Here is a 23981-nt window from a genome sequence, read left to right as displayed (position 1 = left end):
GTTGGCCGCTATGTAGGCGATGCGACGCCGGACGGCAATCGCTTTTGCCACATCGAGCCAACCACACGGACAAGTGTGCACCGACAGCCAAGTTTTCAACCGGTCGATCGCGCACGGAAATCCCTGGTTAACCCTTCCGCGTCAAAACAGGATCGGGTGGAATCGCCGGCTTGCCGCGATTTCCAGAGAAAGATCGGATCGACGGCATTGCTGAACAGTTTCCTGCTCCTTGCCGAAGCGGTCGTCTACTTCAGCGTCATGGTGACGCTTTTCCGCTTCCGCAAGCGCATCGGCCTTGGCGTCTTCGTCTGCGCGCTTGGCGTCATGCATTTCCTGGAGACCTATCTGGCCAGCGTCTTTTATGTCGCCCTGCCGTTCGGCATGGTGTCGCCGGGCTCGGCGGTGCTCTTTTCCGGCAAGCTCGTGATGCTTCTTCTGCTCTACATGAAGGAAGATGCCGCCACCGTGCGTCAGCCGATCTATGGCCTGCTGCTCGGCAATGCGTTGATGATCGGGCTGGTTCTGCTCCTGCGCCTGCACGCCATCGCTCCGCTTCCCGATGGCCGGCTCCCCGACATCGGCTTCATCGACGAGATGGGCTGGCTGATGTTGTGGGGCACGACGCTGCTGGTCATCGACGCCATCCTGATCATCCTGCTCTATGAAAAGCTTGGGCGTACGCTGCGCAAGGCGCGGTTCGTGCGCATCCTGGTTTCGGTTGCCTGCGTGCTCACCTTCGACCAGGCCGGCTTCTTCACCGCGCTGCATTTTGTTGCCGGCGCCCCGATTGCGGTCTTCTTCGGCGGCTGGTTCGCCAAGATGGCGGCGGCACTGACTTTCAGTGCCATGCTGGTCGCCTATCTCAAATGGTTCGAGGTCCGGGACGTCCAGATGCCGCGCGGCCTGACCGACATTTTCGAGACGTTGACCTATCGCGAACGCTACGAAGCGCTGGTCGAGCATGTCGGCCGCGACGGCTTGACCGGCCTGCTGCACAGGGGACGCTTCGATGCCGACGGTGAAGCCGCCGTCCAGGCCAGCCTGCGCACGGGGAGGCCGCTCAGCCTGCTCATCGTCGATGTCGACCACTTCAAGTCGATCAACGACCGTTTCGGCCATGCCGAGGGCGACAAGGTGCTGAAGGCGGTTGCAACCGTACTTTGCGAGGCGGCAGGCGCCGAGGACCAGGTGTTCCGGATCGGCGGCGAGGAATTCGCCATCCTGAGTTCGCGTCCGCATTCCGTCGCCAGGCTGTTTGGCGAAAGCGTCCGCACCGCGCTCAAGGCATCGGCCGCCACCAGCCGCTTCGAGCTGACCGTCAGCGCCGGCGTTTCCACCGTCAGCGAAACGACGCAGTGCCTGGCCGATCTGTTCGCGCTCGCCGACCAGCGCCTTTACAAGGCGAAATCGACCGGACGCGACCGCGTCGTCGGCGAACCCGGTGGGCATGAGGCCGACGCCGCCATTGCCTGGACCAGGTCAGCCCAGATCTAGCTCTCTCCGCGACGGCCGCGCCGGCTTACCGGAAGCGGCGATCCCGCACTTACTGGAACCCGATCGGATCGACCGTCCCGGTCGGGCAACCGGCCTTGTTGGTCGGCACCGAGGCCAGCAGCAGGTCCTTGAGCGAACTGTTCGGGCCGATCGAACCGGCAAGGCCGAGCGTCAGTTCGCCGATCAGCCGCCGGCCACTCGACGGATCGATAAGGCAGGACACCCGCACCCGGTCCCCTGCTCCCGCGCCGAAGGCCTGGTCGAAGGCGCTGCGGATCTGATCCGCGGTCAGCTTGCCACCGATATTTTTGGCGAAGAGGTCGCGCACCGGCGAGCTGTTGACCTCACGCATCAAATGAAGGGCGTCGGAAAAATACTCCTGCTGGCTTTTGCCGTAGCAGGTGCCATGCTTGATCCATTCATGCCGTTCCAGCTTCGAGGCCGTGCCGGGCATCACCTTGTCGAGCTCGGCGCGGGTGTCGGCATCGAGGTTGACCGGTGGCAGGTCCTGCCAGTGAGCCGGATTGTCATTGGCCTTGTCGCTGGCCGAAGCCTGGCAATAGAAATTGCCGTTCGGCTGCGGCCAAAGACCGTGCAGCGTGAAGTTGGTGGCATCGAACTCACTAGGGTTTTGCGCCTTGCATTCGGTCTTGTTCGACTTGGTCTCGCAGAAGGCCGGCTGCCAGCTCAACGCGAAAACGTATTCGGGTTTCCCCGAGGGCGCGGGCTTGCCTTGCCCGCCCGGTGCCGCCGGCAGGGTCGCGGCACTGCTGCCCGAGAGATGGCCGCAGCTGACCTTCACCCAGCGGCGCTCGGGATCGGCGCCCGGCACCAGGATGAGGTAGTGGGTCGGAGCGTCCTTGTTGCCGGCCAGCAATTGGTAGGTCTTGCCCGCATCCGTCGAGACATTGCCGGGGTTCTTGCCGTTCTTGATCGCCTGCGTCGCCGGACAGGCAGCGTCGGCCACGAAGGTGCCGCGCATCTTGACGTCGGCATGCGCCGCGCCCGCCAGCGATCCCGCCAGCAAGGCCAATCCGAGAACAACAGCAATGCGCATGGAGAATCCCCTGCTGGAAAGTGGCGACAGACTGAAGCTGTCTCCATGTCAGAATTGCGATATTTTGCGGGCTCGTGGCAAGAAAGATCGTCGCGGAAAAGCCCGCAGGCCGGATTGACGCAAATCTGGCACCGGCGCACACAGTTTGGACATCACGAGGGCGGAACCAGGGAGAGACCGGCCGGCATGCCATTCAGCCAGCAGCGCATGGTTCGCTCGCCGACCGGCGCCGACCTCAATCTGTTCGTCCGGCAGGCCGACAGCTCTCCGCGTGCGGTGGTCCAGATCAATCATGGCCTGGCCGAACACGCCGCGCGCTACGACCGCTTCGCCGGTTTCCTCGCCGCCCGGGGCTTCCATGTCTATGTCCATGACCACCGTGGCCATGGAGCGACCAAGGCGCCCGACGCGCCGCTCGGCAGATTCGCCGACAAGGACGGCCCGGCCAAGGTGATCGCCGATATCGACGCCATCCACGATCTCATCGCCCGCGAGCGGCCTGACCTGCCGGTGATCCTTTTCGGCCACTCGATGGGCGCCTCCGTGGCGTTGAGCTACCTGTTACACCACTCGCAACGCATCCATGCCACCGCGATCTGGAACGGCAATTTCTCGCAAGGCCTCCTCGGCCAGGTGGCGCTCGGTATCCTTGCCTGGGAACGGATGCGGCTGGGCTCCGATGTCCCGTCGCGCCTGCTGCCGAAACTTACCTTCCAGGCCTGGGGCAAGGCGGTGCCCAACCATCGCACCTTGTTCGACTGGCTGTCGCGCGACGAGGCGGAGGTAGCGAAATATATCGCCGATCCGCTCTGCGGCTGGGATGCCTCCATCTCGATGTGGCACGATGTGGTCGCCTTGGCGCTGAACGGCGGCAAGGATGCAGGCTTTGCCGCCGTTCGCCGCGACATCCCCGTCGCCATCGTCGGCGGCGAAAAAGACCCTGCCTCGGACTATGGCAAGGGCATCACCCATCTCGCCAGTCGCATGCGCAGGATGGGCTTTTCGAATCTGGTTTCAAAGGTTTACGCCGAAACCCGCCACGAAAGCCTGAACGAGGTGAACCGCGACACGATCATGGACGATTTCGCCAACTGGGCGGACACTGCCTTGAACGCGTGACGGGTTGGCCCATTGCAAGGACCGTGACAGCCGCTGCCGGGCTTGATAGAGGCTGTGCTTTCGCAGCAATCAGGATGATTGCGGCAAACACGGTGATTTATGGCCGAACCCCCGCTGAAAGGCGTCCGCGTCGTCGAACTCGCCCGCATTCTTGCCGGGCCCTGGGCCGGGCAGTTGCTTGCCGATCTCGGCGCCGATGTCATCAAGGTCGAGAGCCCCGATGGCGGCGACGACACTCGCAAATGGGGACCGCCCTTCGTCATGAGCCATGACGGCGAGAACCTGTCGGCCGCCTATTACCATTCCTGCAATCGCGGCAAGCGTTCCATCGCCATCGACTTCTCGACGCCGGAAGGCGCCGAGACGGTGCGCCGGCTGGTCGCGACGGCGGATGTGCTGATCGAGAACTTCAAACTCGGCGGCCTGAAGAAATACGGGCTCGACTACGGCAGCCTGAAGACGATCAACCCTCGCCTGGTCTACTGCTCCATCACCGGCTTTGGTCAGGATGGGCCTTATGCGCCCCGCGCGGGCTACGACTTCATCATCCAGGCCATGGCCGGCATGATGTCGATCACCGGCGAGGCCGGCCGCGAGCCGCAGAAGGCCGGCGTCGCCATCTCGGATATCTTCACCGGCCTCTATTCGGTCATCGCCATCCAGGCCGCGCTTCGCCATGCCGAACAGACCGGCGAAGGCCAGCACATCGACATGGCGCTGTTCGACACTCAGATCTCGGCGCTTGGCAACCAGAACCTCAACTATCTCGTCTCCGGCAAGTCGCCGGTGCAGATGGGCAATGCGCATATGAACATTGCCCCGTACGAAGTGCTTCCGGTCAGGGATGGCCACATTATCCTGGCTGTCGGCAATGACGGCCAGTTCGCCAAATTCTGCGCCGCGGTCGGGCTGGACGATTTGCCGGCCAATCCCGATTTCACCACCAATCCGGTCCGCGTCGCCAACCGCGTAGACCTTCGCGCACGCATCATCGAGGCGCTTAAGACCTGGGATCGCGATCCGCTGCTGGCGAAGCTCGAAGCCGCGAGCGTGCCGGCAAGTCCGATCAATACGATCGGCCAGATGTTCGCCGATCCGCAGACCATTGCCCGCGGCATGCGGCTCGACCTCGACGACGGCCATGGCAACCGCCTGCCGTCGGTGCGCGCGCCGATGGTGATGTCGGGCACACCGCTCACCTATGAGCGCCCCTCGCCGCGCCTTGGCGAGCACACTGACGAAATCCTTGCCGAACTGGAGAAGTCTGGGAAATGAAGACCGGTGGACAACTGATCGTCGACGCCCTCGAAGCCAACGGCACAGACCGTATCTTCTGCGTGCCGGGCGAATCCTACCTTGCGGTGCTTGACGCGCTGCATGATTCCTCGATCCGCACCATCGTCTGCCGCCAGGAAGGCGGTGCTGCCATGATGGCCGACTGTCAGGGCCGGCTGACCGGCAAGCCCGGAATCTGCTTCGTCACCCGCGGCCCTGGCGCCACCAACGCTTCGGCCGGCATCCACATCGCCATGCAGGATTCGGTTCCCCTCATCCTGTTCATCGGCCAGGTCGCCAGCCACGCCAAGGAGCGCGAGGCTTTTCAGGAGGTTGATTACGTCAGGTTCTTCGGCGACATCGCCAAATGGGTGGTCGAGATCGACGACGCCTCGCGCATCCCTGAATTCGTCACCCGCGCTTTCGCCGTGGCGACGTCGGGCCGTCCCGGCCCGGTCGTCATCTCGCTGCCGGAGGATATGCTGACCAGCATGGTCGAAGCGCCGGAAGCACTTCCGCACACGCCCGTCGAGACCTATCCCGGGGAGGCCGAACTCGACGCACTGGAAATGCTGCTTGCCGGCGCGAAGCGTCCCTTCGTCATCCTGGGCGGCACGCGCTGGAACGCGGATGCCGTGGCGCGGATACATGAGATCGCCGAGGTCTGGTCGCTTCCTGTCGGCTGTTCATTCCGCCGCCAGATGCTGTTCGACCATCTTCATCCAAACTATGCCGGCGATGTCGGCATCGGCATCAATCCGAAGCTAGCGGGGGCCATCAAGCAGGCCGACGTCGTTCTCTTGATCGGCGGCCGCATGGGCGAGATGCCATCTTCGGATTACACGTTGCTGAAGAGCCCCTATCCCGACCAGGCACTGGTGCATGTCCATGCCGATGCCGGCGAACTCGGCCGGGTCTACCGCCCGACGCTGGCGATCAACGCTTCGCCAGCGGCTTTCGTCGAGGGTTTCGCCAAGCGCAAGCCCGCCGGAACGCCATCATGGGCGGCCGAGACGCCTAGGCATCACGTGGCCTATCTCGAATGGTCGACGCCACCACAGACCGGCCCCGGCGCGGTCCAGATGGGTCCGATCATGGACTATCTGGAAAAGGTGTTGCCCGACGATGCCATCCTGACCAATGGCGCCGGCAATTATGCGACCTGGGTTCATCGCTTCCACCGCTCCCGCCGCTTCGGCACGCAAGCCGCGCCGACGTCGGGCTCGATGGGTTACGGCACGCCGGCGGCGGTCGCGGCCAAGGCGCTTTATCCGGAGCGCACCGTGGTCGCCTTCGCCGGCGACGGCTGCTTCCTGATGAACGGGCAGGAATTCGCCACTGCTGTGCAGTACGACCTGCCGATCGTGGTGATCGTCGTCAACAACGGCATTTACGGCACCATCCGCATGCATCAGGAGCGCGAATATCCCGGTCGTGTCGTCGGCACCGATCTGAAGAACCCCGATTTTGCAGCACTTGCCCGCGCCTATGGCGGCCATGGCGAGACGGTGGAGAAAACAGCTGATTTCGCGCCTGCCTTCGAGCGCGCGCGAACCAGCGGCAAGCCGGCGATCGTCGAGATCAGGCTCGATCCCGAAGCGATAACCCCGACCCGGACGATGACGCAGATACGCGACAAGGCCTGAGAGCCGCCAGGCGAGTTCCCTGGCGCCTCCCTCTGTCCCGCCGGCCTTCGGCCCCTACATCGCCTTTTCGATCTGACCGCGGATCTCGCCGTCCTTGTGGGCCGCCGTGTGTACGTTGACATAATATTTGCCGGCCTCCAGGTCGGCGGCCTGCGCATCCGTCAGCGTCGCCGACCCCTTGATCGGGCTCTTGAGCTTGCCTTTGAACGGGATCACGGGATCCGCGTTTTCACCCATTGCCGCCGGGCCGTGGATATGCGCAGCCGACGCCGGGCCGCTGAGGCCGGAATACTTCACGTTCCAGCTGAGCTTCTTCTTCGTGGTGTCGAAGGTGAGAGTGGCCGTCCCCTTGCCCTTGGTTGTGACGGCTGGGCTCTGCTGGCCGCCATCCAGGGTCGCCTTGTATTTTACCATCTCGGCCATGGCCGGTGATGCGAACAGGAAAGCGGTGGAAATGGCGAGCGCCGATAGCGCCGGCAGGAAGGAGTGTGCGCGCATGAAGAACCTCCGATTGAAGCTATGCGTCGCGGCTCCCCGCCGCGCGCATGCTTCAATGCAACGGCTGGTTGGCACAATGTATCCCCGCACACGGTTTTGTGATCGGAGCGAATGGAAAAGGGGCGGTCGCCCGCCCCTTTTTGGTGTCAGCCGTCGAACCGCTCGCAGGCGCAGTTGATTGCGCCTGCCAGGCTTATTTGACCGCCTTGTCGGTGATGGCGGTGGTATAGGCGCCTTTCGGCTCCTTGGTGATGATCTTCTGGTCGAGCAGAGCTTTGGCGGTGCGCTCGTAGGTCGCCGGGTCGAGCTTGCCGTCGGCGTTGTCGATCAGCTTGGCGACTTCGCTCATCATCCGCTTCTGGTGGTTTTCGTCCTGGCCGCCGCCGTCCATGACGATGCCTGCCGCCTCGTCATTGTTGTCGATGGCGTATTTCCAGCCCTTCATCGAAGCGCGCACGAAACGCACCATCTTGTCCTCGAAGGCCGGATCCTTGAGCTTGTCTTCCGAGGCATAGAGGCCGTCCTCGAGCAGGTCGTTGCCCATGGCCGAGTAGTTGAAGACGGTGAGTTGTTCGGGCTTGTAGCCGGCGTCGATCAGCTGCCAGTACTCATTGTAGGTCATGACCGAGATGCAGTCCGCCTGCTTCTGGATCAGCGGCTGCACATCGAAACTCTGCTTGAGAACGGTGACGCCATCGGGACCGCCATCGGTCTTGAGGCCTAGCTTGTTCATCCAGGCGTAGAACGGATATTCATTGCCGAAGAACCAGACGCCCAGCGTATGACCCTTGAAATCGGCTTCGCTCTTGATCGGGCCGTCCTTCGGGCAGACCAGCTCCATGCCGGCCTTCTTGAACGGCTGGGCAATGTTGACCAGCGGCACGCCCTTTTCGCGCGCGGCGAGCGCGCCGCCCATCCAGTCGACGATGACATCGGCGCCGCCGCCGGCGATCACCTGCTCGGGGGCGATGTCGGGACCGCCCGGCTTGATCTCGACGTCGAGGCCCTCAGCGTCATAGAAACCCTTCGCCTTGGCGACATAGTAGCCGGCAAACTGCGCCTGCGTGACCCATTTCAGCTGCAAGGTCACCTTGTCGGCGGCCATTGCCTGGAACGCGGCCAGCGACATCGCGCCGGCCAGAACTGGAATAATAAGTCTTTTCATTTTTTTACCCTCTGAAGTTAGTGCCCTGAACCCACCGCCCCTATCCACCACGGACAGAGGGATGCCAAAACGTGACGGCCCTTTCGACAAGGGCGACCACGCCATAAAAGACCGAACCCGCAAGTGCTGCAACTGCGATTTCGGCCCAGACCATGTCGATGTTCATCCGCCCGACCTCGGTCGAAATGCGGAAGCCCATACCGACGACCGGCGTGCCGAAGAACTCGGCGACGATGGCGCCGATCAGCGCCAGCGTCGAGTTGATCTTCAGCGCGTTGAAGATGAAAGGCGCTGCCGCCGGCAGCCGCAGCTTGATGAGCGTCGGCCAATAGCCAGACGCATAGGTGCGCATCAGATCGCGCTCCATATGGCCGGACGCGGCGAGCCCGGCGACCGTGTTCACCAGCATCGGGAAGAAGGTCATGATGATGACGACAGCCGCCTTGGACTGCCAGTCGAAACCGAACCACATGACCATGATCGGCGCCACGCCGATGATCGGCAGCGCCGAGACCATATTGCCGATCGGCAAGAGCCCGCGCCGCAGGAACGCCACGCGGTCGGCGAGAACAGCGGTGACGAAGCCCGCACCGCTGCCCACGACATAGCCGAAAAGAACTGCCTTGAAGATGGTCTGCCGGACATCGGCGCCGAGGATCGGCAGCGAACCGGCGATGCGCGCGCCGATGGCGCTCGGCGGCGGCAACAGGATGAAAGGAATGCCGGCGCCACGCGTTACCGCCTCCCAGATGATCAGGATCCAGGCACCGAAGATCGCCGGAATGATCAGACGCAAAGCGGTCCTCGTCGAGCCGTCCGTCGGGCGCAGTCCAGACAAGACCGCGACACAACGCCAGCCAAGCAGCCAGGCGGCCGCGAGCAGCAGGAAATATGGCGCCCGCGCCAGACCTTCGAAGCCGGCAATGCCCCCGATGAGCAGCCAGGCCGCCAGATGCGCACCGATGAAAAGCACGACAGCTTCGGCCATGGGCGGCACTTTGGCCATCGGGATCAAAGCGGCGAGAAGCAGCGCGCCGAAGATCAGCCAGCTCGTCGCGGCATAGGGATAGATCAACGTCCCCGCAGGCTGCGCCAGCGGATCAACTTTTGGCGCTGCGATCGCTCCGAGCGCAACGGCGATCAGGCACGCCAGGATCGCCAACGCCGCTTGCCAGGAAGGTTTCAGCCGGTTCATGCCGGCCTCCCGCCCATGGCGCGGTCGACGAGGCGGCCGGCGATGCCAACCACCATCACAAGCAGCCCCGCCACGATCGAACCGGCGACCAGCGCCGACCAGATGTCGATCGACTGGCTGTAATAGGCGCCGGCCAACAGCTTGGCGCCGATGCCGGCGACAGCACCCGTCGGCAGTTCGCCGACGATGGCGCCGACAAGGCTTGCCGCCACCGCAACCTTCATCGAGGTGAACAGGAACGGCACCGAGGCCGGCACGCGCAGCTTCCAGAAGGTCTGGGCCTGGCTGGCATTGTAGGTGTGCATCAGGTCGAGATGCATGATCTCGGGCGAGCGCAGCCCCTTCACCATGCCGACCGTTACCGGAAAGAACGAAAGGTAGGTCGAGATCATCGCCTTCGGGACCAAGCCGGTGATGCCGACCGCCGCCAGCACGACGATGATCATCGGCGCCACCGCCAGGATCGGAATGGTCTGCGAGGCGATGATCCACGGCATCAGGCTGCGGTCGAGCGTCGCCACATGGACGATGCCCACCGCAATGACGATGCCCAGCGCGGTGCCGAAGGCAAAGCCGAGCAGCGTCGAGGACAGCGTCACCCAGGCGTTGTAGACAAGACTGCGGTTCGAATTGATGGGCCGCAGAAACGTATTCTCGAAGAAATTCACCGCCACCTGGTGTGGCGCCGGCAGCGTCGGCTTCGGCTGCGACAACGTCTTGCCGATGAGTTCGCTGAACGTCGAGGTTTCGTTGGCCCGCCGGTCGAGATCGCGCTGGAAGGGCGTGTTGAGGATGACGGCGAAAACGTACCAGAGCACGACCACGCCCAGAAGGATGGAGGTTACGGGGACGATCTTGGAGCGGAAGCTATCCATGGGCGAAGTCTCGCGGATCACACGCCTTCGTCACATGCGCCTTCGTCATTCTAGGGCGGAGCAAGGAGCGGAGCGACGCGGCGCAGACCCTAGGATCCATGCCGTTACATTTCCGCTCCGCAGCGGTGCGGAATACGGCTCCCTGCGCCCCACTCTGTTTGGCCGGTATTCTCAGCTGCTTACGCCCCTCGGCCAATGTCGCGGCATGGATCCTAGGGTCTGCGCAGGCTGCTACGCGCCTGCTCCGCCCTAGGATGACGAAGGCGCAGTACGCCGTGCGCTTGTCACCCGCTTCAATCATCATAGCTATGCCCTGCCCTCAACCCGTCCCGCACCCGTGCGGCGATCGCCAGGAACTCCGGCGTCTCGCGGATGCCGAGCGGCCGCTCTTTCGGCAGCGTCGATTCAATGACATCGCTGACCCGGCCCGGACGTGGCGACATGACGACGATGCGTGTCGACAGATAGACCGCCTCCGGGATGGAGTGCGTGACGAAGCAGATGGTCTTGTTCGTCCGTCCCCACAGTTCCAGCAATTGCTCGTTGAGGTGGTCGCGAACAATCTCGTCCAGCGCGCCGAACGGCTCGTCCATCAACAGGAGGTCGGCGTCGAAGGCGAGCGCACGGGCGATCGAGGCGCGCTGCTGCATGCCCCCGGAAAGCTGCCAGGGATATTTCTTCTCGAAGCCGCTGAGATTGACGAGGTCGAGCGTGCGCTTGATGCGCTCCGCCTGCTCGGCCCTGGACAGGCCCATGATCTCCAGCGGCAGCGCGACATTGCGCTCGATGGTGCGCCAGGGAAACAGGGCGGCGGCTTGGAACACATAGCCATAGGCGCGTTTCTCGCGCGCCTGTTCAGCTGTCATGCCGTTGACCGAAATCGCCCCCGAGGTCGGCTTCTCCAGATCGGCGATGACGCGCAGCAAAGTGGTCTTGCCGCAGCCCGACGGCCCGATGAAGGAGACGAACTCCCCCTTGCCGATGGTCAGGTCGACATTGGACAGCGCCTGCACCGGTCCGTCATTGGTCTGGAAGGTGAGCCCAAGCTTGCTTGCCGAAACGACGGCTGGCGAAGTTCCCGTCATCGGTTGCGGCCTGCCTGTTCCCGCGGCGCCGTCCCGATTCCGATTGCTTTTATCGCGATGTTGTTTTCCATTCGACCCGTCCCATTGGCCCCAGCCCTGCTGAGCTTGTCCCACTCAATCGACGCCCGGAGTTCCCCGATGTCGCCTAAACCCACTTGTCATCTTATCCGCCCTGAAAGCACTTATGAAGGCAAGCAGGGTCTAACCTATTTCGCAGGCATCGCCACCGAGTCGGTCGGCTCTTCCGGCATCTGCATGCATGTGCTGACCATGCCGCCCGGCGCCCGCGCCAAGGCGCATCTGCATGAGAACCATGAAACGGCGATCTACGTGCTCTCCGGGGAGGTCCATACCTGGTATGGCGACAGGCTGGAGCATCACATCGTCGTCAAGGCCGGTGACCTCTTCTACATTCCGGCCGGCGTGCCGCATCTGCCGGCCAATCTGAGCAACGCCCCCTCGTCGGCCATCATCGCCCGCACCGACCCCAACGAACAGGAAAGCGTCGTCCTGTTGCCGGAACTGGATGCACTGGTCGCTTGATATCCTCGAACGAGGGACGCTGGCCGTCATCGGCACCGTGACACTTCCCCGTAGACGGTACCGTCCTCGTCGGCAATCACCAGCTTCTTGGCGTTCTTGGCGCCGCGCTTGATGGTGAACCGGATCGTCGACTGGCCTTCCTCGCCTTCCGCCTGGCATTGCGCCTTCGCCACCAGCGAACCGTCGGCCTGTACCTGCTTTTCAATGAAGGTACAGGCGCTGGCGATAGTGATGAAGTCGGTATCGGTCAGCAGCAGCATGTCCTCGGCATAGACCTTCTGACCATTCTTGTTGATGCAGCCGGTCTTGTTGCCATAGGGCTTGGACAGGTCGATGCCGGCCGCCGAGGCGGAGCCGGCAGCCAGAACAAGAACGGCGGTGAGATAGAACCCCGCGCGCCTCACCGTCAAACCCCGGTCGCCGGAATGCCGGTCCGCTCGACCTTGCGCGGCGCGGTGATCTCTTTCCAGGTCGACAGCGCCCGGTTGACCGCGGCGTTCGGCTCGCGGCCGACGAACTCACCATGACCGGGCTTTGCCTTCACCTCGGCTTCCTCGATCGACAACTCGCCTCGCGAGAAGACGAAGCGCGGCAAGCCCGTCACCTCGACGCCTTCGAACACGTTGTAGTCGATGACAGACTGCTGCTTCTTCGAAGAAATCGTTTTCTTGCGCTTCGGATCCCAGACGATGATGTCGGCATCGGCACCTTCGACGATAGCGCCCTTTTTTGGATACATGTTGAGGATCTTGGCGATGTTGGTCGATGTCACCGCGACGAACTCGTTCATCGTCAGCCGCCCGGTGTTGACGCCCTTGGTCCATAGCACCGGCAGCCGGTCCTCGAGGCCCCCCGTGCCGTTGGGAATCTTGGTGAAATTGCCGACGCCGAAACGCTTCTGCTCGGTGGTGAAGGCGCAATGGTCGGTCGCCACCACCTGCAGCGATCCGGCTTGCAGGCCCGCCCACAGCGAATCCTGGTGCAGCTTGTTGCGGAAGGGCGGGCTCATCACGCGGCGCGCCGCGTGATCCCAGTCCTTGTCGAAATACTCGCTCTCGTCCAGCGTCAGGTGCTGGATCAGCGGCTCGCCGTACACCCGCATGCCTTTCTGGCGCGCCCGCCGGATCGCCTCGTGGCTCTGCTCACAGGAGACGTGCACGACATAGAGCGGCACACCGGCCATGTCGGCGATCATGATGGCGCGGTTGGTCGCCTCGCCCTCCACTTCCGGTGGGCGCGAATACGCATGTCCTTCGGGGCCATTGTTGCCGGCGGCGAGCAGCTTCTGCGACAGGGCGGCGACCACGTCGCCATTCTCGGCGTGCACCAGCGGCAGTGCGCCGAGATCGGCGCAGCGCTGGAACGACGCGTACATCTCGTCGTCGTCCACCATCAGCGCGCCCTTGTAGGCCATGAAGTGCTTGAACGAGGTGATGCCCTTGTCGACGACGGTGGCCATCTCGTCGAACACCTGCTTGCCCCACCAGGTGATCGCCATGTGGAAGGAATAGTCGCATGAGGCCTTGGAGGTCTTGTTGTCCCACATCTGCAAGGCTTCGAGCAGCGATTGCTGCGGGGACGGGAGGCAGAAATCGACCACCATCGTCGTGCCGCCGGCCAGGGCCGCACGCGTGCCGGATTCGAAATCGTCGGCTGAGTAAGTGCCCATGAAGGGCATTTCAAGATGGGTATGCGGATCGATGCCGCCTGGCATGACATAGCAACCGGTGGCGTCGTACTCATGGTCGCCATGCAGGTCCGAGCCGATGGCGACGATCTTGCCGTGCTGCATCAGCACGTCGGCCTTCCAGGTGCGGTCGGCGGTGACGACGGTGCCGTTCTTGATGACTTTGGTCATTTTGCTGTTCCCTTGTTCTTCTCTTCGCGCTTCTTGGTGAGCGGCGTTGAAGGTAAATCTCTAAATTCACTCCACGATGACGGCCGTCTCCACCACCGCGTGGAACAGAACGTCGGCGCCGGCCGCGGCCCATTCCTTGGTGATCTCTTCCGCCTCGTTGTGGCTTAACCCATCCACGCAAGGGCACATCACCATCGCGGTCGGCGCGACGCGGTTGATCCAGCAGGCGTCGTGGCCGGCGCCGGAGACGATATTGCGGTGCGTGTAACCAAGCCGCTCTGCGGCGTCGCGGATCGCCTTGACGCAGCCCTTGTCGAAGGTGACCGGATCAAAATGACCGACCTGCTCGATCTCGTATCGGATGTCGAGCGCGTCGCAGATCGTGTCGATGCCTTCGCGGATGCGGCCATCCATGGCATCGAGCACTTCCTTCTCCGGTGAGCGGATGTCTATGGTGAAGACGGTGCGGCCGGCGATGATGTTGCGCGAATTGGGATAGACTTCCATGTGGCCGACCGCGCCGACGGCGTCGGGCTGGTAGTCCATGGCGATCTCGTGCACCAGTTCGATCACCCGGGCCATGCCGAGGCCGGCATTGCGGCGCTTCGGCATCGGCGTCGAGCCGGTATGCGCCTCCTTGCCGGTCAGCGTCACCTGCAGCCATTTCAGGCCCTGGCCGTGGGTGACGATACCGATGTCGATATCTTCGTCCTCGAGGATCGGGCCCTGCTCGATATGCAGTTCGAAGAAGGCGTGAATCTTGCGGTCGCCGACCTTCTCGGCGCCCTTCCAGCCGATGCGCTCCAGTTCCTCGCCGAATTTCTTGCCGTTCTTGTCCGTATGCTCGTAGACATCGGCCTGGTCGAGCACGCCGGCAAACACGCCGGACGCCATCATCGCCGGGGCGAAGCGTGCGCCTTCCTCGTTGGTCCAGTTGGTGACGACAATCGGGTGCTTCGTCTTGATGTCGAGATCGTTGAGCGAGCGCACGATCTCCAGGCCGCCGAGGACGCCGAGAACGCCGTCATACTTACCGCCGGTCGGCTGCGTATCGAGATGGCTGCCGACATAGACCGGCGGCAGGCTGGGGTCGGTGCCTTCGCGGCGGGCAAACATGGTGCCCATCTCGTCGACGCCCATTTCGAGCCCGGCGGCATCGCACCAGCGCTTGAACAGGTGCCTGCCCTCGCCGTCCTCGTCGGTCACGGTCTGGCGATTGTTGCCGCCGGCAATGCCGGGGCCGATCTTCGCCATCTCCATGATGGAATCCCACAAACGGTCTGAATTGATTCGCAGATTTTCGCCGGGCGCGGCCATTCAAAGTCCTTCCATTTCATGTTCTGGGCGGGTGGCGGTTCCCATCGCCACCTACCCAGTAAAGGCAAGTCTAGTCGATCGACCGCAGTACTTCCCGCACATGGTCGATCAGTTCGTTGATCTGGCCCTTGGTGATGATGAGCGGCGGCGACAGTGCGATGATGTCGCCGGTGGTGCGGATCAGCGCGCCGCGCTCGAAGGCTTTGACGAAAGCCGAGAACGCACGCTTGGTCGGGCTGCCGGCGATAGGCGCGAGCTCGATCGCGCCGATCAGGCCGATGTTCCTGATGTCGATGACATGCGGCTCGCCCTTCAGCGAATGCAGCGCATCCTCCCAATAAGGTGCCAGTTCCTCGCCACGGGTGAGCAAGCCCTCTTCCTTGTAGGTGTCGAGCGTGCCGAGTGCGGCCGCACAAGCGATCGGATTACCCGAATAGGTGTAGCCATGGAAGAACTCGATCATGTGCTCGGGGCCAGTCATGAAGGCGTCGTGGATTTCCTTCTTCACGAACACGGCACCCATCGGGATGACGCCGTTGGAGACACCCTTGGCGGTGGTCATGATGTCGGGCGTGACGCCGAAATAGTCGGCGGCGAACGGCGCGCCAAGGCGGCCGAAACCGGTGATGACCTCGTCGAAGATCAGCAGGATGCCGTGCTTGGTGCAGATTTCGCGCAGCTTCTCGAGATAGCCCTTCGGCGGCAGGATAACGCCGGTGGAACCGGCGACCGGCTCGACGATGACGGCCGCGATGGTCGAGGCGTCATGCAGGGCGACGATCCGCTCCAGCTCGTTTGCGAGTTCCGCGCCGTGCTCCGGCACGCCTTTCGAAAAAGCGTTCTTCTCCGGCAGATGCGTGTGCGGCATGTGGTCGACGCCGCCCAGCAGCGTGCCGAACATCTTGCGGTTGGTGACGATGCCGCCAACCGAGATGCCGCCGAAATTGACGCCGTGATAGCCGCGCTCGCGGCCGATAAGCCGGGTGCGTGAGCCCTCTCCCTTCACGCGGTGATAGGCGATCGCCATCTTCAACGCCGTCTCGACCGATTCCGAACCGGAATTGGTGAAGAACACATGGTCCATGCCCTTGGGCGCGAGGTCGACCAGGCGGTTGGCCAGCTCGAACACGATCGGATGGCCCATCTGGAAGGCCGGGGCGTAGTCGAGTTCGGCAGCCTGGTGCTGGATCGCCTCGGTGATCTTCGGACGGCAATGGCCGGCGTTGACGCACCACAGGCCGGCGGTGCCGTCCAGCACCTTGCGGCCGTCGCTGGTCGTGTAATGCATGTCCTTGGCGGACACGAACATGCGCGGCGCCTGCTTGAACTGCCGGTTTGCCGTGAACGGCATCCAGAATGCGCTGAGATCGTTCGGCGTGACTTTCAGCCGGTTGGACATGACCAAGACTTCCCCTTGTAACCTGTTTCGCTGCGCCCAACGCTTGGTCTTTGCCGCGCTTTCATGCTACGCAAATTTTGACCGATTGGACAAACGTTAGCACCGCCATGTCGGCGGTCAATGGATTACTAGCGGAAATGCGGCTCCTGAAGTGCGTTCCACAGGTTGGAGAAAAACTGGTCCAGAGAATTGGTCCAGATGACCATCGATGCGAGGGTCCGCAACGGTGACCACGAGCACGCAAGCCCCTCGCCGCACCCGCATCCAGGTGGAAAAGCGCGAACTGATCCTGGAGGCCGCGCTCGAAGTGTTTTCCACCAACGGCTTCCGAGGTTCGACCATCGACCAGATCGCCGAAGCCGCCGGCATGTCGAAGCCGAACCTGCTCTACTATTTCCGCCGCAAGGAGGACATTCACGAGACATTGATGGAACGGCTGCTCGAAACCTGGCTGGCGCCGCTCAGGGAACTCGACGACATCGGCGATCCGATGACCGAACTCAGGAGCTACATCAGGCGCAAGCTGGAAATGGCCCGCGACTTTCCGCGCGAGAGCCGGCTGTTCGCCAACGAGATCCTGCAGGGAGCGCCGCGCATCATGCCGCTGTTGGCGGGCGAGTTGAAGACGTTGGTCGACGAGAAGGCCGCCGTCATCAAGGGCTGGATGCGCGCCGGCAAGATCGCCCGGACCGATCCCTGGCACCTGATCTTCGCGATCTGGGCAACGACGCAGCACTATGCCGATTTCGACGTCCAGGTCCGCGCCGTTCTGGGGTCGAACCGCGGCGGCGACGGCCGCTTCGAGGACGCTGCCCGCTTCCTGGAGCAATTGTTCCTCGATGGGCTGAAGCCAAACGGCTAGCGGCCGACCCACCGGTTGTTTGGTTCTTGCCGACCGTGGAGGTTAGCGGAGGCGCTCATTATTTCGTCATCCACGGGCGGAGCAAGGAGCGTGGCGACGCAGCGCAGACCCGAGGACGACGAAGCTGAGGGGTCTCACGCGCTGCGTCGTTCGGCCGGCATCGCGTCGAGCAATTGCTGCAGCTTGGCGATCGAGTTCTGCTCGGCGAGCGGCGTGTAGACGATCAGCCGCATGTCCGAGCCGTCGTCGATCGACAGGCTCATATGCTCGAAAGCCATCAAGCCAGCCTTGGGATGCCGGATGTGCTTCACGCCGGTTAGTTTTCGCGCCACGTCGCGCCGGGGCCACCAGTCACGGAACTCGGGACTTGAGTTCATCATCAGCGCGATCAGCCGTTCGAAATCCGGATCGCCGACATATTTGGCGCTTTCGGCACGAAACGCGGCGAGCACCACGCGGGCGAGTTCTTCCCAGTCGACCAGCAGGCGGCGGTGGTGCGGGTTGGTGAACACCATGTGGACGATATTTCTGCTATCGCCCTCCAGCAGGCCGTAGTCGCCGAACACCGCCACGGCCGCTTCGTTCCAGGCAAGAACGTCCCAACGCCGGCCGACGACATAGGCGGGCTGCAGCACCAGGCTTTGCAGCATATGCAACAGCGTGGCGTCGACCTTTTCCGGCGCCGCCACACGACGCTCCGGCTGCTGGCGGCCGGCCAGGATGAACAGATGCCGCTTCTCGACGGCGTCGAGGCGAAGCGCCTCGCAGAGCGCCGCCAGCACTTCCACCGAGGGCCGCACATCCCTGCCCTGTTCGAGCCAGGTGTACCAGGTGGTGCCGACACCGGCGATCATCGCCACTTCCTCGCGCCGCAGACCCGGCGTGCGCCGTCGCGGACCTGTCGTGATGCCGGTGGCCGACGGCGCCAGCCTTTCCCGGCGCGAACGCAGGAAGGCGCCGAGCTCGCGCCGGCGGCTCACGTCGGCTGATCGGGTGGAGGCAGCGGGAGCGTTCACGCCGGCTATTATAGCAGTATTGATACCAGGATAAAGTTTGAACTGTTTGACATGGGCGAAGCGCCCCATCTTGCGTTCAGGGCAACAACAGGAGGCTCTGAACATGGAATTGAAAGACAAGACCATCCTCATCACTGGCTCGACCGACGGCGTCGGCCGGGTCGTGGCGCAAAGGCTGGGTGCCGCCGGCGCACGGGTGCTGGTGCATGGCCGCGATGCAACCCGTGGCAAGGCCGTTATCGCCGACATCGAAGCCGCCGGCGGCAAGGCCGAGTTTCTCGCGGCCGATCTCGCTTCGCTGGCGGAGGTAAGACGCCTCGCCGAGGCCGTGCGCGGCAGCACAACCCGCCTCGACATCCTCATCAACAATGCCGGCGTCGGCACTGCTGGCGACAAGCGACAGACAAGCGCCGATGGCTACGAATTGCGCTTTGCCGTCAATTATCTCGCGGGCTTCCTGCTGACCTCGGAGCTTCTGCCGCTGCTGAAGGCGAGCGCCCCGGCACGCATCGTCAATGTCGCGTCCGCCGGCCAGCAGCCGATCGATTTCGACGATGTCATGCTGACCCGCGGCTATAGCGGGGTGCGCGCCTACTGCCAGAGCAAGCTGGCGCAGATCCTGTTCACCGTCGATCTGGCCGAGCAGTTGGAAGGCAGCGGCGTCACCGTCAACGCACTGCATCCGGCGAGCTACATGAACACCACCATGGTCCGACAGGCGGGCGTGACGCCGTGGAGCTCCGTCGAAACCGGCGCCGAAGCTATCTTGAACCTCGCCACCTCATCCGCGCTCGAAGGGCGCAGCGGCCTCTATTTCGACGGCCTGCGCGAATCCCGCGCCCACGCCCAGGCCTACGACGCCAGGGCAAGACAGCAATTGCGCAGCCGGAGCCTCGACCTCGTCGGGTTGGCTTCGCCAAAATCGAAGGAAGAACAGTCATGACCGACAGAACCGAACACACAGTCATCATCGGCGGCTCGTCCGGCATCGGCCTGGCGACAGCGCGCAAACTGCTCGGCCCGGGCATGAAGGTGACCATCACCGGGCGCAACCAGGACAAGCTCGTCAGCGCCTGGAAGAGCCTTGGCGGCGCTGCCGACAAGGCCGCCTTCGACGCTTCGAAGCCGGATGACGTACGCCAGTTCTTCGAGCGCCTCGGCCCGTTCGACCATCTCGTTCTGGCGGCCAGCGGCGGCAAGGGCCTCGGTCCATTCGAGACCCTCGACCTTGCAGACATCGCCGGGGGCGTCGACGAAAAAGTGCGCCCGCAACTCTCCTGCCTGCAGGCAGCCTTGCCGACGCTGAACAAATCGGGATCGGTCACATTCATTTCGGCGGTGTCGGCCCAGGTCGCGATGCCGGGCGTCGCCGGCATTGGCGCCATCAACGGCATGCTGCTGACCGTCGCGCCGATCCTGGCGGTGGAACTGAAGCCGCTGCGCGTCAACGTGGTTGCGCCCGGCGTCATCGACACGCCGTGGTGGGATTTTCTACCGGTTGAGCAGCGGCAGGCGGTCTTTGCCGAATATGCGGGGAAAACGCCGGTCGGCCGCATCGGCCATGCCGAGGACGTCGCCTCGGCGATAGCCTTCCTCGTCTCCAACAGCTTCATGACCGGCCAGGTGCTGACCTGCGATGGCGGACTGCGGTTCGCGGCTTGAATAAATGACGCGGCCAGTGTTAGGGGACCGCCGCTAAGCCACGGCGTTGCTGCTCGGCCTCGACAGGGCACAGTTAGCGGAGCGTTAACTAATTTATGTAAGCGTATTCAATGCATTATCGGAATAGCGCACAGGACGGCATGTACTTTCGATACAATGTGATTGAGCTCTTTCCTACCAAAGCCCGGGCCGAGGTTACGGAATGCCTCATGGCCGAGGCGGCAGCATTGGACGCTTGGCACGGGCCGAACCTTTATTCGTCTTTTCTGAGGAAGAATGGCGTAAGGCCAGATCGGGATCAAGCTGCAACGATCGGCCTATTGATGGGAACAAAAGTCCTTGCCTCCGATGGCTCCCGACAGCCTCGCTCGCCAGCCAATCGATCGAAAAAGTAGAATTGTCACCATCTGCCCGCATGTCTCCGCATGCTGTTGATAATTGTTTTGGCGATTGACGCGGCTAATTGTCGCGCTAAGCCTAAGCCTTCGTTCTGATTCGCGACATGAGGTCATCAAATGGCTCGGCGGCAAGCGCTGGCAAAGGTACGCAACTTACTCATCGCTAAAGCTAATGAATTGGGAAACCCCGGAGCTTCTTCAGACACTGTCGTTGCTGCGGTGCTCAAGGAACACCCCGAGGCTGTGCTTGAAGCGAGAGCAGATCTTGTGAGGATGGCTCTCGCAAGAGAACTCTCGCGCGCTCGCGAGAGAGGCCCTGCAAGTGTGGGTACAACCCAGCTCACAATGTGGGGAAATTTTAACGTCTCCCCCCAGATTCGGGTGCCTAATGAACACGGAGAGCTCGTCTACAAGAACGTTGATATTTGCACATTCGAGGAAGTAGAGGGCTATGCAGCCTCATTGCCTACTCCCAGAAATCGGTCCAACAGAAGGGCCAACCTGCTGCAGATGATCGAGACTTTGAAGCCATTTCGTTCCAGCGACAAAGACATCATCGGCACCAGCTGGGCTGCGTCGATCGCAGCGTCGACGAAGGGGGCAGCTTAGTATTGTGAGGGCCATCCCATCCAAAATAGCGATCCCCCACAGCGACTGCGCGATCAGCGTCAAACCTCCGCTCAGAGGGACATTGCCGACGAGGCCGTTGATGCGCGCTGCGCGGTCTGGACCCTGATGATCCCTGAAATTGTGGAACATCGGCGTGGCGACGATCAGGAACAGCACCAGCACCGCGCAGGCGATTACCGTCCAGAGGCCGGCCATCACCAGCGCGCCGCCTATGATCTGCAGGACAATGCCGATCCACAGCGCCCGCGGGGCGCCGCGCGGCCATCAACTCGGCCAGGAAGGCCGCGTGCTGGATGTTGCGCAGGCCGGCGAAGACGAAAGCGCCGCCGAGCAGCAGGCGGCCGAGAAACAGCAAGGTCGAAGACAAATCGAGAGGCATTGAACTCCCTTTGAAACAGTTGGGGCGCCGCCTTTCCCCGGCGGCGCCCCAACAGATGTCCGGACTGTCAGGCCGCCTTGGCGGCCGGCATCGGATGGATGGCGTGGAACGGAATGCAAAGTCGGTTCCATGTGTTGATCATGCCGACCGCGACGGAGAGCTTGACCAGTTCCTCTTCCGAGAAATGCTCGAGCGTGCGGGCGTAGAGTTCGTCCGATACGCCGTTGCTGGCGACCAGGGTCACCGCTTCGGTCCAGGCGAAGGCGGCGCGTTCGCGCTCGGAGAAGAGCGGCGATTCCTTCCAGGCAGCGACCAGATAGAGCCGCTGTTCGGTCTCACCGTCGCGCCTGGCTTCGCGGCTGTGCATCTCGACGCAGAAGGAACAGCCGTTGATCTGCGAGGCCCTGAGCTTGATCAGGTGCAGCAGGCTCACCTCCAGCCCGCATTCGTCGACCGCCTTGTTGAGTGCCGTCACCGCCTTCATGATTTCCGGCGCCTTGGCGAAAAACTGCAGTCTCTGTTTCATCGTCTTTCCTTTCGCATCTTTGGGGAGGTTAGGCTTGGTTGGTTGAACGGGATTTCTGCGGCCGCTGATGACGCTCGACAAAGGCGCAGCTCGCGGCAAACGATCTGGGGTCGCCTTCCGCCGCGTAATCCGCCACGATGTCGGACAGCTTCACCTCTGCGAGCGCTGCCCGGTAGGCGCGCTCGGCCTTCAGCATCGCGGCATTGATGCCGCAGGGTTTGACATAGGCCGAGGCGTCGATCTTGACCGGACCGTTGCGGCGGATCTCGCCGCAGCGAAACGCCGGCTCGCGCCCTTCGACGGCCAGCACGATGTCGAGCAGCGTGATGCGCTCGGCAGCCCGCGCCAGCCGGTAGCCGCCGGCGGGACCCGGCACCGATTCCAGGATCCGCGCCGCGCTCAACATGTTGAGATGCTTCAGGAGATAGGTCGGCGACAGGCCGAAGGCCTCCGCCAGGGCCGCGCCCGGTATCGTGCTGTTGCCCTCGACACTGGCCAGCGTGGCCGCGCAGTGAATGGCCGCTTCAACGCCCTCGCCCAGCTTCATGATGCCAATCTCCCATTCATGGATATGTTTTATCGTGGATAATCTTTATCTGCAATAGGGAAATGAAAAAACGGCGCCCGAAGACGCCGTTTTTCTCGTCGAATGTCTGCTCGCTACTCCGCCGCCACCTTGGCCATCGGGTTGTTCGGATGCGTCGTCCAGTTGGCATAGACCGGCGACACCGGTCTGCCGGTGCGCTGGTCCAACGCGCCCGCCGCCAGCGGCTCCATGGTGATGCAATTGTCGACCGGGCAGATATTGACGCACAGATTGCAGCCGACGCACTCGGCCTCGATCACCTCGAAATGCCTGACGCCGTTGACCATGCTGGTGATCGCCTGGTGCGAGGTGTCCTCGCAGGCGATGTGGCAGCGGCCGCATTTGATGCAGGCATCCTGGTCGATACGCGCCTTGGCGACATAGTTGAGGTTGAGGTACTGCCAGTCGGTGACGTTGGGCGTGGCACGGCCGATGATGTCGTCGAGCGAGCGGTGGCCCTTCTCATCCATCCAGTTTTCGAGGCCGGCGATCATCTCCTGCACGATCTTGAAGCCGTAGGTCATCGCCGCCGTACAGACCTGCACGTTGCCGGCGCCAAGCGCCATGAATTCGGCGGCGTCCCGCCACGTGGTGATGCCGCCGATGCCGGAGATCGGCAGGTCGCGGGTTTCGGGGTCGCGCGCGATCTCGGCCACCATGTTCATGGCGATCGGCTTCACCGCCGGGCCGCAATAGCCGCCATGCGAACCCTTGCCGTCGATGGTCGGCATCGGTGCGAAACTGTCGAGGTCGACGCCGGTGATCGAATTGATGGTGTTGATCAGCGACACCGCGTCGGTGCCGCCGGCATGCGCTGCCCGCGCCGGTTTGCGGATATCGGCGATGTTGGGCGTCAGCTTGGTGATGACGGGCATGCGCGTATATTGCTTGCACCAGCGCACCACCATTTCGATATATTCCGGCACCTGGCCGACGGCCGCCCCCATGCCGCGCTCCGACATGCCGTGCGGGCAGCCGAAATTGAGCTCGATGCCGTCGGCTCCGGTCTCCTCGACCAGCGGCAGGATGGATTTCCAGCTTTCCTCGACGCACGGTACCATGATGGATGCGATCAGCGCACGGTCGGGCCAGTCCATCTTGACTTGCTTCATCTCGCGCAGATTGGTCTGCAAATCGCGGTCGGTGATCAGCTCGATGTTGTTGAGACCGAGCAGGCGCCGGTCGGAGCCCCAGATCGCACCGTAGCGCGGGCCGTTGACATTGACCACCGGCGGCCCCTCTTCGCCCAGCGTCTTCCAGACCACACCGCCCCACCCCGCCTTGAAGGCGCGGATGACGTTGTAGGCCTTGTCGGTCGGCGGCGCCGAGGCCAGCCAGAACGGATTGGGCGATTTGATGCCGACGAAATTGTTGCGGATGTCAGCCATGACAGGTC

At 63.0% G+C, this 23981-nt stretch carries 22 protein-coding genes and 1 pseudogene; 8 read left to right on the top strand and 15 right to left on the bottom strand.

The genetic code is table 11. The annotated features are described in order from the left end of the window. The first annotated feature begins 207 nt into the window (after nt 1-207). A complete protein-coding gene (locus FJ941_RS00540; protein ID WP_140502373.1) occupies nt 208-1494 on the top strand; it encodes a GGDEF domain-containing protein in 1287 nt (428 codons plus the stop codon). Nucleotides 1495-1543: 49 nt separating this feature from the next. Here the strand turns inward: FJ941_RS00540 and FJ941_RS00535 are convergent, their stop codons facing one another. Next, complete coding sequence (locus FJ941_RS00535) at nt 1544-2551, bottom strand: ribonuclease (protein ID WP_140502372.1); 1008 nt, start codon at nt 2549-2551, stop codon at nt 1544-1546. A gap of 186 nt (nt 2552-2737) precedes the next feature. Between FJ941_RS00535 and FJ941_RS00530 the strand changes: the two genes are divergently transcribed. The 3 genes from FJ941_RS00530 to FJ941_RS00520 all read left to right on the top strand — a co-directional run bounded on the left by FJ941_RS00530 (nt 2738) and on the right by FJ941_RS00520 (nt 6591). After that, nucleotides 2738-3670 carry an alpha/beta hydrolase gene (locus FJ941_RS00530; protein ID WP_140502371.1) on the top strand — a complete coding sequence of 311 codons (933 nt, stop codon included), beginning with the start codon at nt 2738-2740 and terminating at the stop codon, nt 3668-3670. A gap of 99 nt (nt 3671-3769) precedes the next feature. Then, nucleotides 3770-4945 carry a CaiB/BaiF CoA-transferase family protein gene (locus tag FJ941_RS00525; protein ID WP_140502369.1) on the top strand — a complete coding sequence of 392 codons (1176 nt, stop codon included), beginning with the start codon at nt 3770-3772 and terminating at the stop codon, nt 4943-4945. Continuing rightward, nucleotides 4942-6591, top strand: a complete 1650-nt coding sequence (locus FJ941_RS00520) for a thiamine pyrophosphate-binding protein (protein WP_140502368.1) — start codon at nt 4942-4944, stop codon at nt 6589-6591. The genes FJ941_RS00525 and FJ941_RS00520 overlap by 4 nt, the downstream gene beginning before the upstream one ends. A 54-nt stretch (nt 6592-6645) precedes the next feature. Here the strand turns inward: FJ941_RS00520 and FJ941_RS00515 are convergent, their stop codons facing one another. The 5 genes from FJ941_RS00515 to FJ941_RS00495 all read right to left on the bottom strand — a co-directional run bounded on the left by FJ941_RS00515 (nt 6646) and on the right by FJ941_RS00495 (nt 11409). Beyond that, nucleotides 6646-7089: a CHRD domain-containing protein gene (locus FJ941_RS00515; RefSeq protein WP_140502367.1), complete on the bottom strand. Its 444-nt coding sequence runs from the start codon at nt 7087-7089 to the stop codon at nt 6646-6648. Between the two features lie 193 nt (nt 7090-7282). Further along, complete coding sequence (locus tag FJ941_RS00510; RefSeq protein WP_140502365.1) at nt 7283-8254, bottom strand: ABC transporter substrate-binding protein; 972 nt, start codon at nt 8252-8254, stop codon at nt 7283-7285. Between the two features lie 40 nt (nt 8255-8294). Next, on the bottom strand, nt 8295-9449 hold the full coding sequence (locus tag FJ941_RS00505; RefSeq protein ID WP_140502364.1) for an ABC transporter permease: 1155 nt from the start codon (nt 9447-9449) through the stop codon (nt 8295-8297). Next, on the bottom strand, nt 9446-10324 hold the full coding sequence (locus FJ941_RS00500) for an ABC transporter permease (protein WP_140502363.1): 879 nt from the start codon (nt 10322-10324) through the stop codon (nt 9446-9448). Before FJ941_RS00500 ends, FJ941_RS00505 begins: the two co-directional genes overlap by 4 nt. A gap of 293 nt (nt 10325-10617) precedes the next feature. Continuing rightward, complete coding sequence (locus FJ941_RS00495) at nt 10618-11409, bottom strand: ABC transporter ATP-binding protein (RefSeq protein WP_140502361.1); 792 nt, start codon at nt 11407-11409, stop codon at nt 10618-10620. Nucleotides 11410-11547: 138 nt separating this feature from the next. Between FJ941_RS00495 and FJ941_RS00490 the strand changes: the two genes are divergently transcribed. Then, nucleotides 11548-11952 (top strand): cupin domain-containing protein, encoded by a 405-nt coding sequence (locus FJ941_RS00490; protein ID WP_140502360.1) that lies wholly within the window; start codon nt 11548-11550, stop codon nt 11950-11952. A gap of 26 nt (nt 11953-11978) precedes the next feature. Here FJ941_RS00490 and FJ941_RS00485 read toward each other — a convergent pair whose 3' ends face one another. From FJ941_RS00485 to FJ941_RS00470, 4 genes are all read right to left on the bottom strand, one after another. Further along, nucleotides 11979-12356, bottom strand: coding sequence for a hypothetical protein (locus FJ941_RS00485; protein WP_181169698.1), 378 nt, complete (start codon nt 12354-12356; stop codon nt 11979-11981). Between the two features lie 2 nt (nt 12357-12358). Beyond that, complete coding sequence (gene hydA / locus FJ941_RS00480) at nt 12359-13810, bottom strand: dihydropyrimidinase (RefSeq protein WP_140502359.1); 1452 nt, start codon at nt 13808-13810, stop codon at nt 12359-12361. 66 nt (nt 13811-13876) lie between these two features. Continuing rightward, on the bottom strand, nt 13877-15127 hold the full coding sequence (locus tag FJ941_RS00475; protein WP_140502357.1) for a Zn-dependent hydrolase: 1251 nt from the start codon (nt 15125-15127) through the stop codon (nt 13877-13879). A 70-nt stretch (nt 15128-15197) separates the two neighbouring features. Further along, on the bottom strand, nt 15198-16526 hold the full coding sequence (locus tag FJ941_RS00470) for an aspartate aminotransferase family protein (RefSeq protein WP_140502356.1): 1329 nt from the start codon (nt 16524-16526) through the stop codon (nt 15198-15200). 226 nt (nt 16527-16752) lie between these two features. On the opposite strand from FJ941_RS00470, the gene FJ941_RS00465 reads away from it, so the two are divergent. Beyond that, entirely contained in the window at nt 16753-17388 is a 636-nt protein-coding gene (locus FJ941_RS00465; RefSeq protein ID WP_140502355.1) for a TetR family transcriptional regulator C-terminal domain-containing protein, read from the top strand. A gap of 134 nt (nt 17389-17522) precedes the next feature. Here FJ941_RS00465 and FJ941_RS00460 read toward each other — a convergent pair whose 3' ends face one another. Beyond that, entirely contained in the window at nt 17523-18404 is an 882-nt protein-coding gene (locus tag FJ941_RS00460; protein WP_140502354.1) for a helix-turn-helix transcriptional regulator, read from the bottom strand. Nucleotides 18405-18507: 103 nt separating this feature from the next. Between FJ941_RS00460 and FJ941_RS00455 the strand changes: the two genes are divergently transcribed. Both FJ941_RS00455 and FJ941_RS00450 read left to right on the top strand, forming a co-directional pair. Continuing rightward, nucleotides 18508-19347 carry an SDR family oxidoreductase gene (locus tag FJ941_RS00455; RefSeq protein WP_140502352.1) on the top strand — a complete coding sequence of 280 codons (840 nt, stop codon included), beginning with the start codon at nt 18508-18510 and terminating at the stop codon, nt 19345-19347. Next, on the top strand, nt 19344-20066 hold the full coding sequence (locus FJ941_RS00450; RefSeq protein ID WP_140502351.1) for an SDR family oxidoreductase: 723 nt from the start codon (nt 19344-19346) through the stop codon (nt 20064-20066). The genes FJ941_RS00455 and FJ941_RS00450 overlap by 4 nt, the downstream gene beginning before the upstream one ends. Nucleotides 20067-21112: 1046 nt before the next feature. On the opposite strand, the pseudogene FJ941_RS00445 reads toward FJ941_RS00450, so the two are convergent. The 4 genes and pseudogenes from FJ941_RS00445 to preA form a co-directional block, all read right to left on the bottom strand. Then, nucleotides 21113-21473: pseudogene (locus FJ941_RS00445) on the bottom strand (DoxX family protein); the annotation flags it as partial. 67 nt (nt 21474-21540) lie between these two features. Further along, nucleotides 21541-21999 carry a carboxymuconolactone decarboxylase family protein gene (locus FJ941_RS00440; protein WP_140502350.1) on the bottom strand — a complete coding sequence of 153 codons (459 nt, stop codon included), beginning with the start codon at nt 21997-21999 and terminating at the stop codon, nt 21541-21543. 28 nt (nt 22000-22027) lie between these two features. Further along, a complete protein-coding gene (locus tag FJ941_RS00435; RefSeq protein ID WP_140502348.1) occupies nt 22028-22546 on the bottom strand; it encodes an Rrf2 family transcriptional regulator in 519 nt (172 codons plus the stop codon). Between the two features lie 113 nt (nt 22547-22659). Beyond that, nucleotides 22660-23973, bottom strand: a complete 1314-nt coding sequence (gene preA / locus FJ941_RS00430) for an NAD-dependent dihydropyrimidine dehydrogenase subunit PreA (protein ID WP_140502347.1) — start codon at nt 23971-23973, stop codon at nt 22660-22662. Between the last annotated feature and the right edge of the window lie 8 nt (nt 23974-23981).

The sequence above is a fragment of the Mesorhizobium sp. B2-3-13 genome (genome assembly GCF_006442195.1).
In the GTDB taxonomy this organism is placed as follows: domain Bacteria; phylum Pseudomonadota; class Alphaproteobacteria; order Rhizobiales; family Rhizobiaceae; genus Mesorhizobium; species Mesorhizobium salmacidum.
Note: the sequence above shows the minus strand (reverse complement) of the source record. Positions and strands in the feature narration are given on the sequence as shown.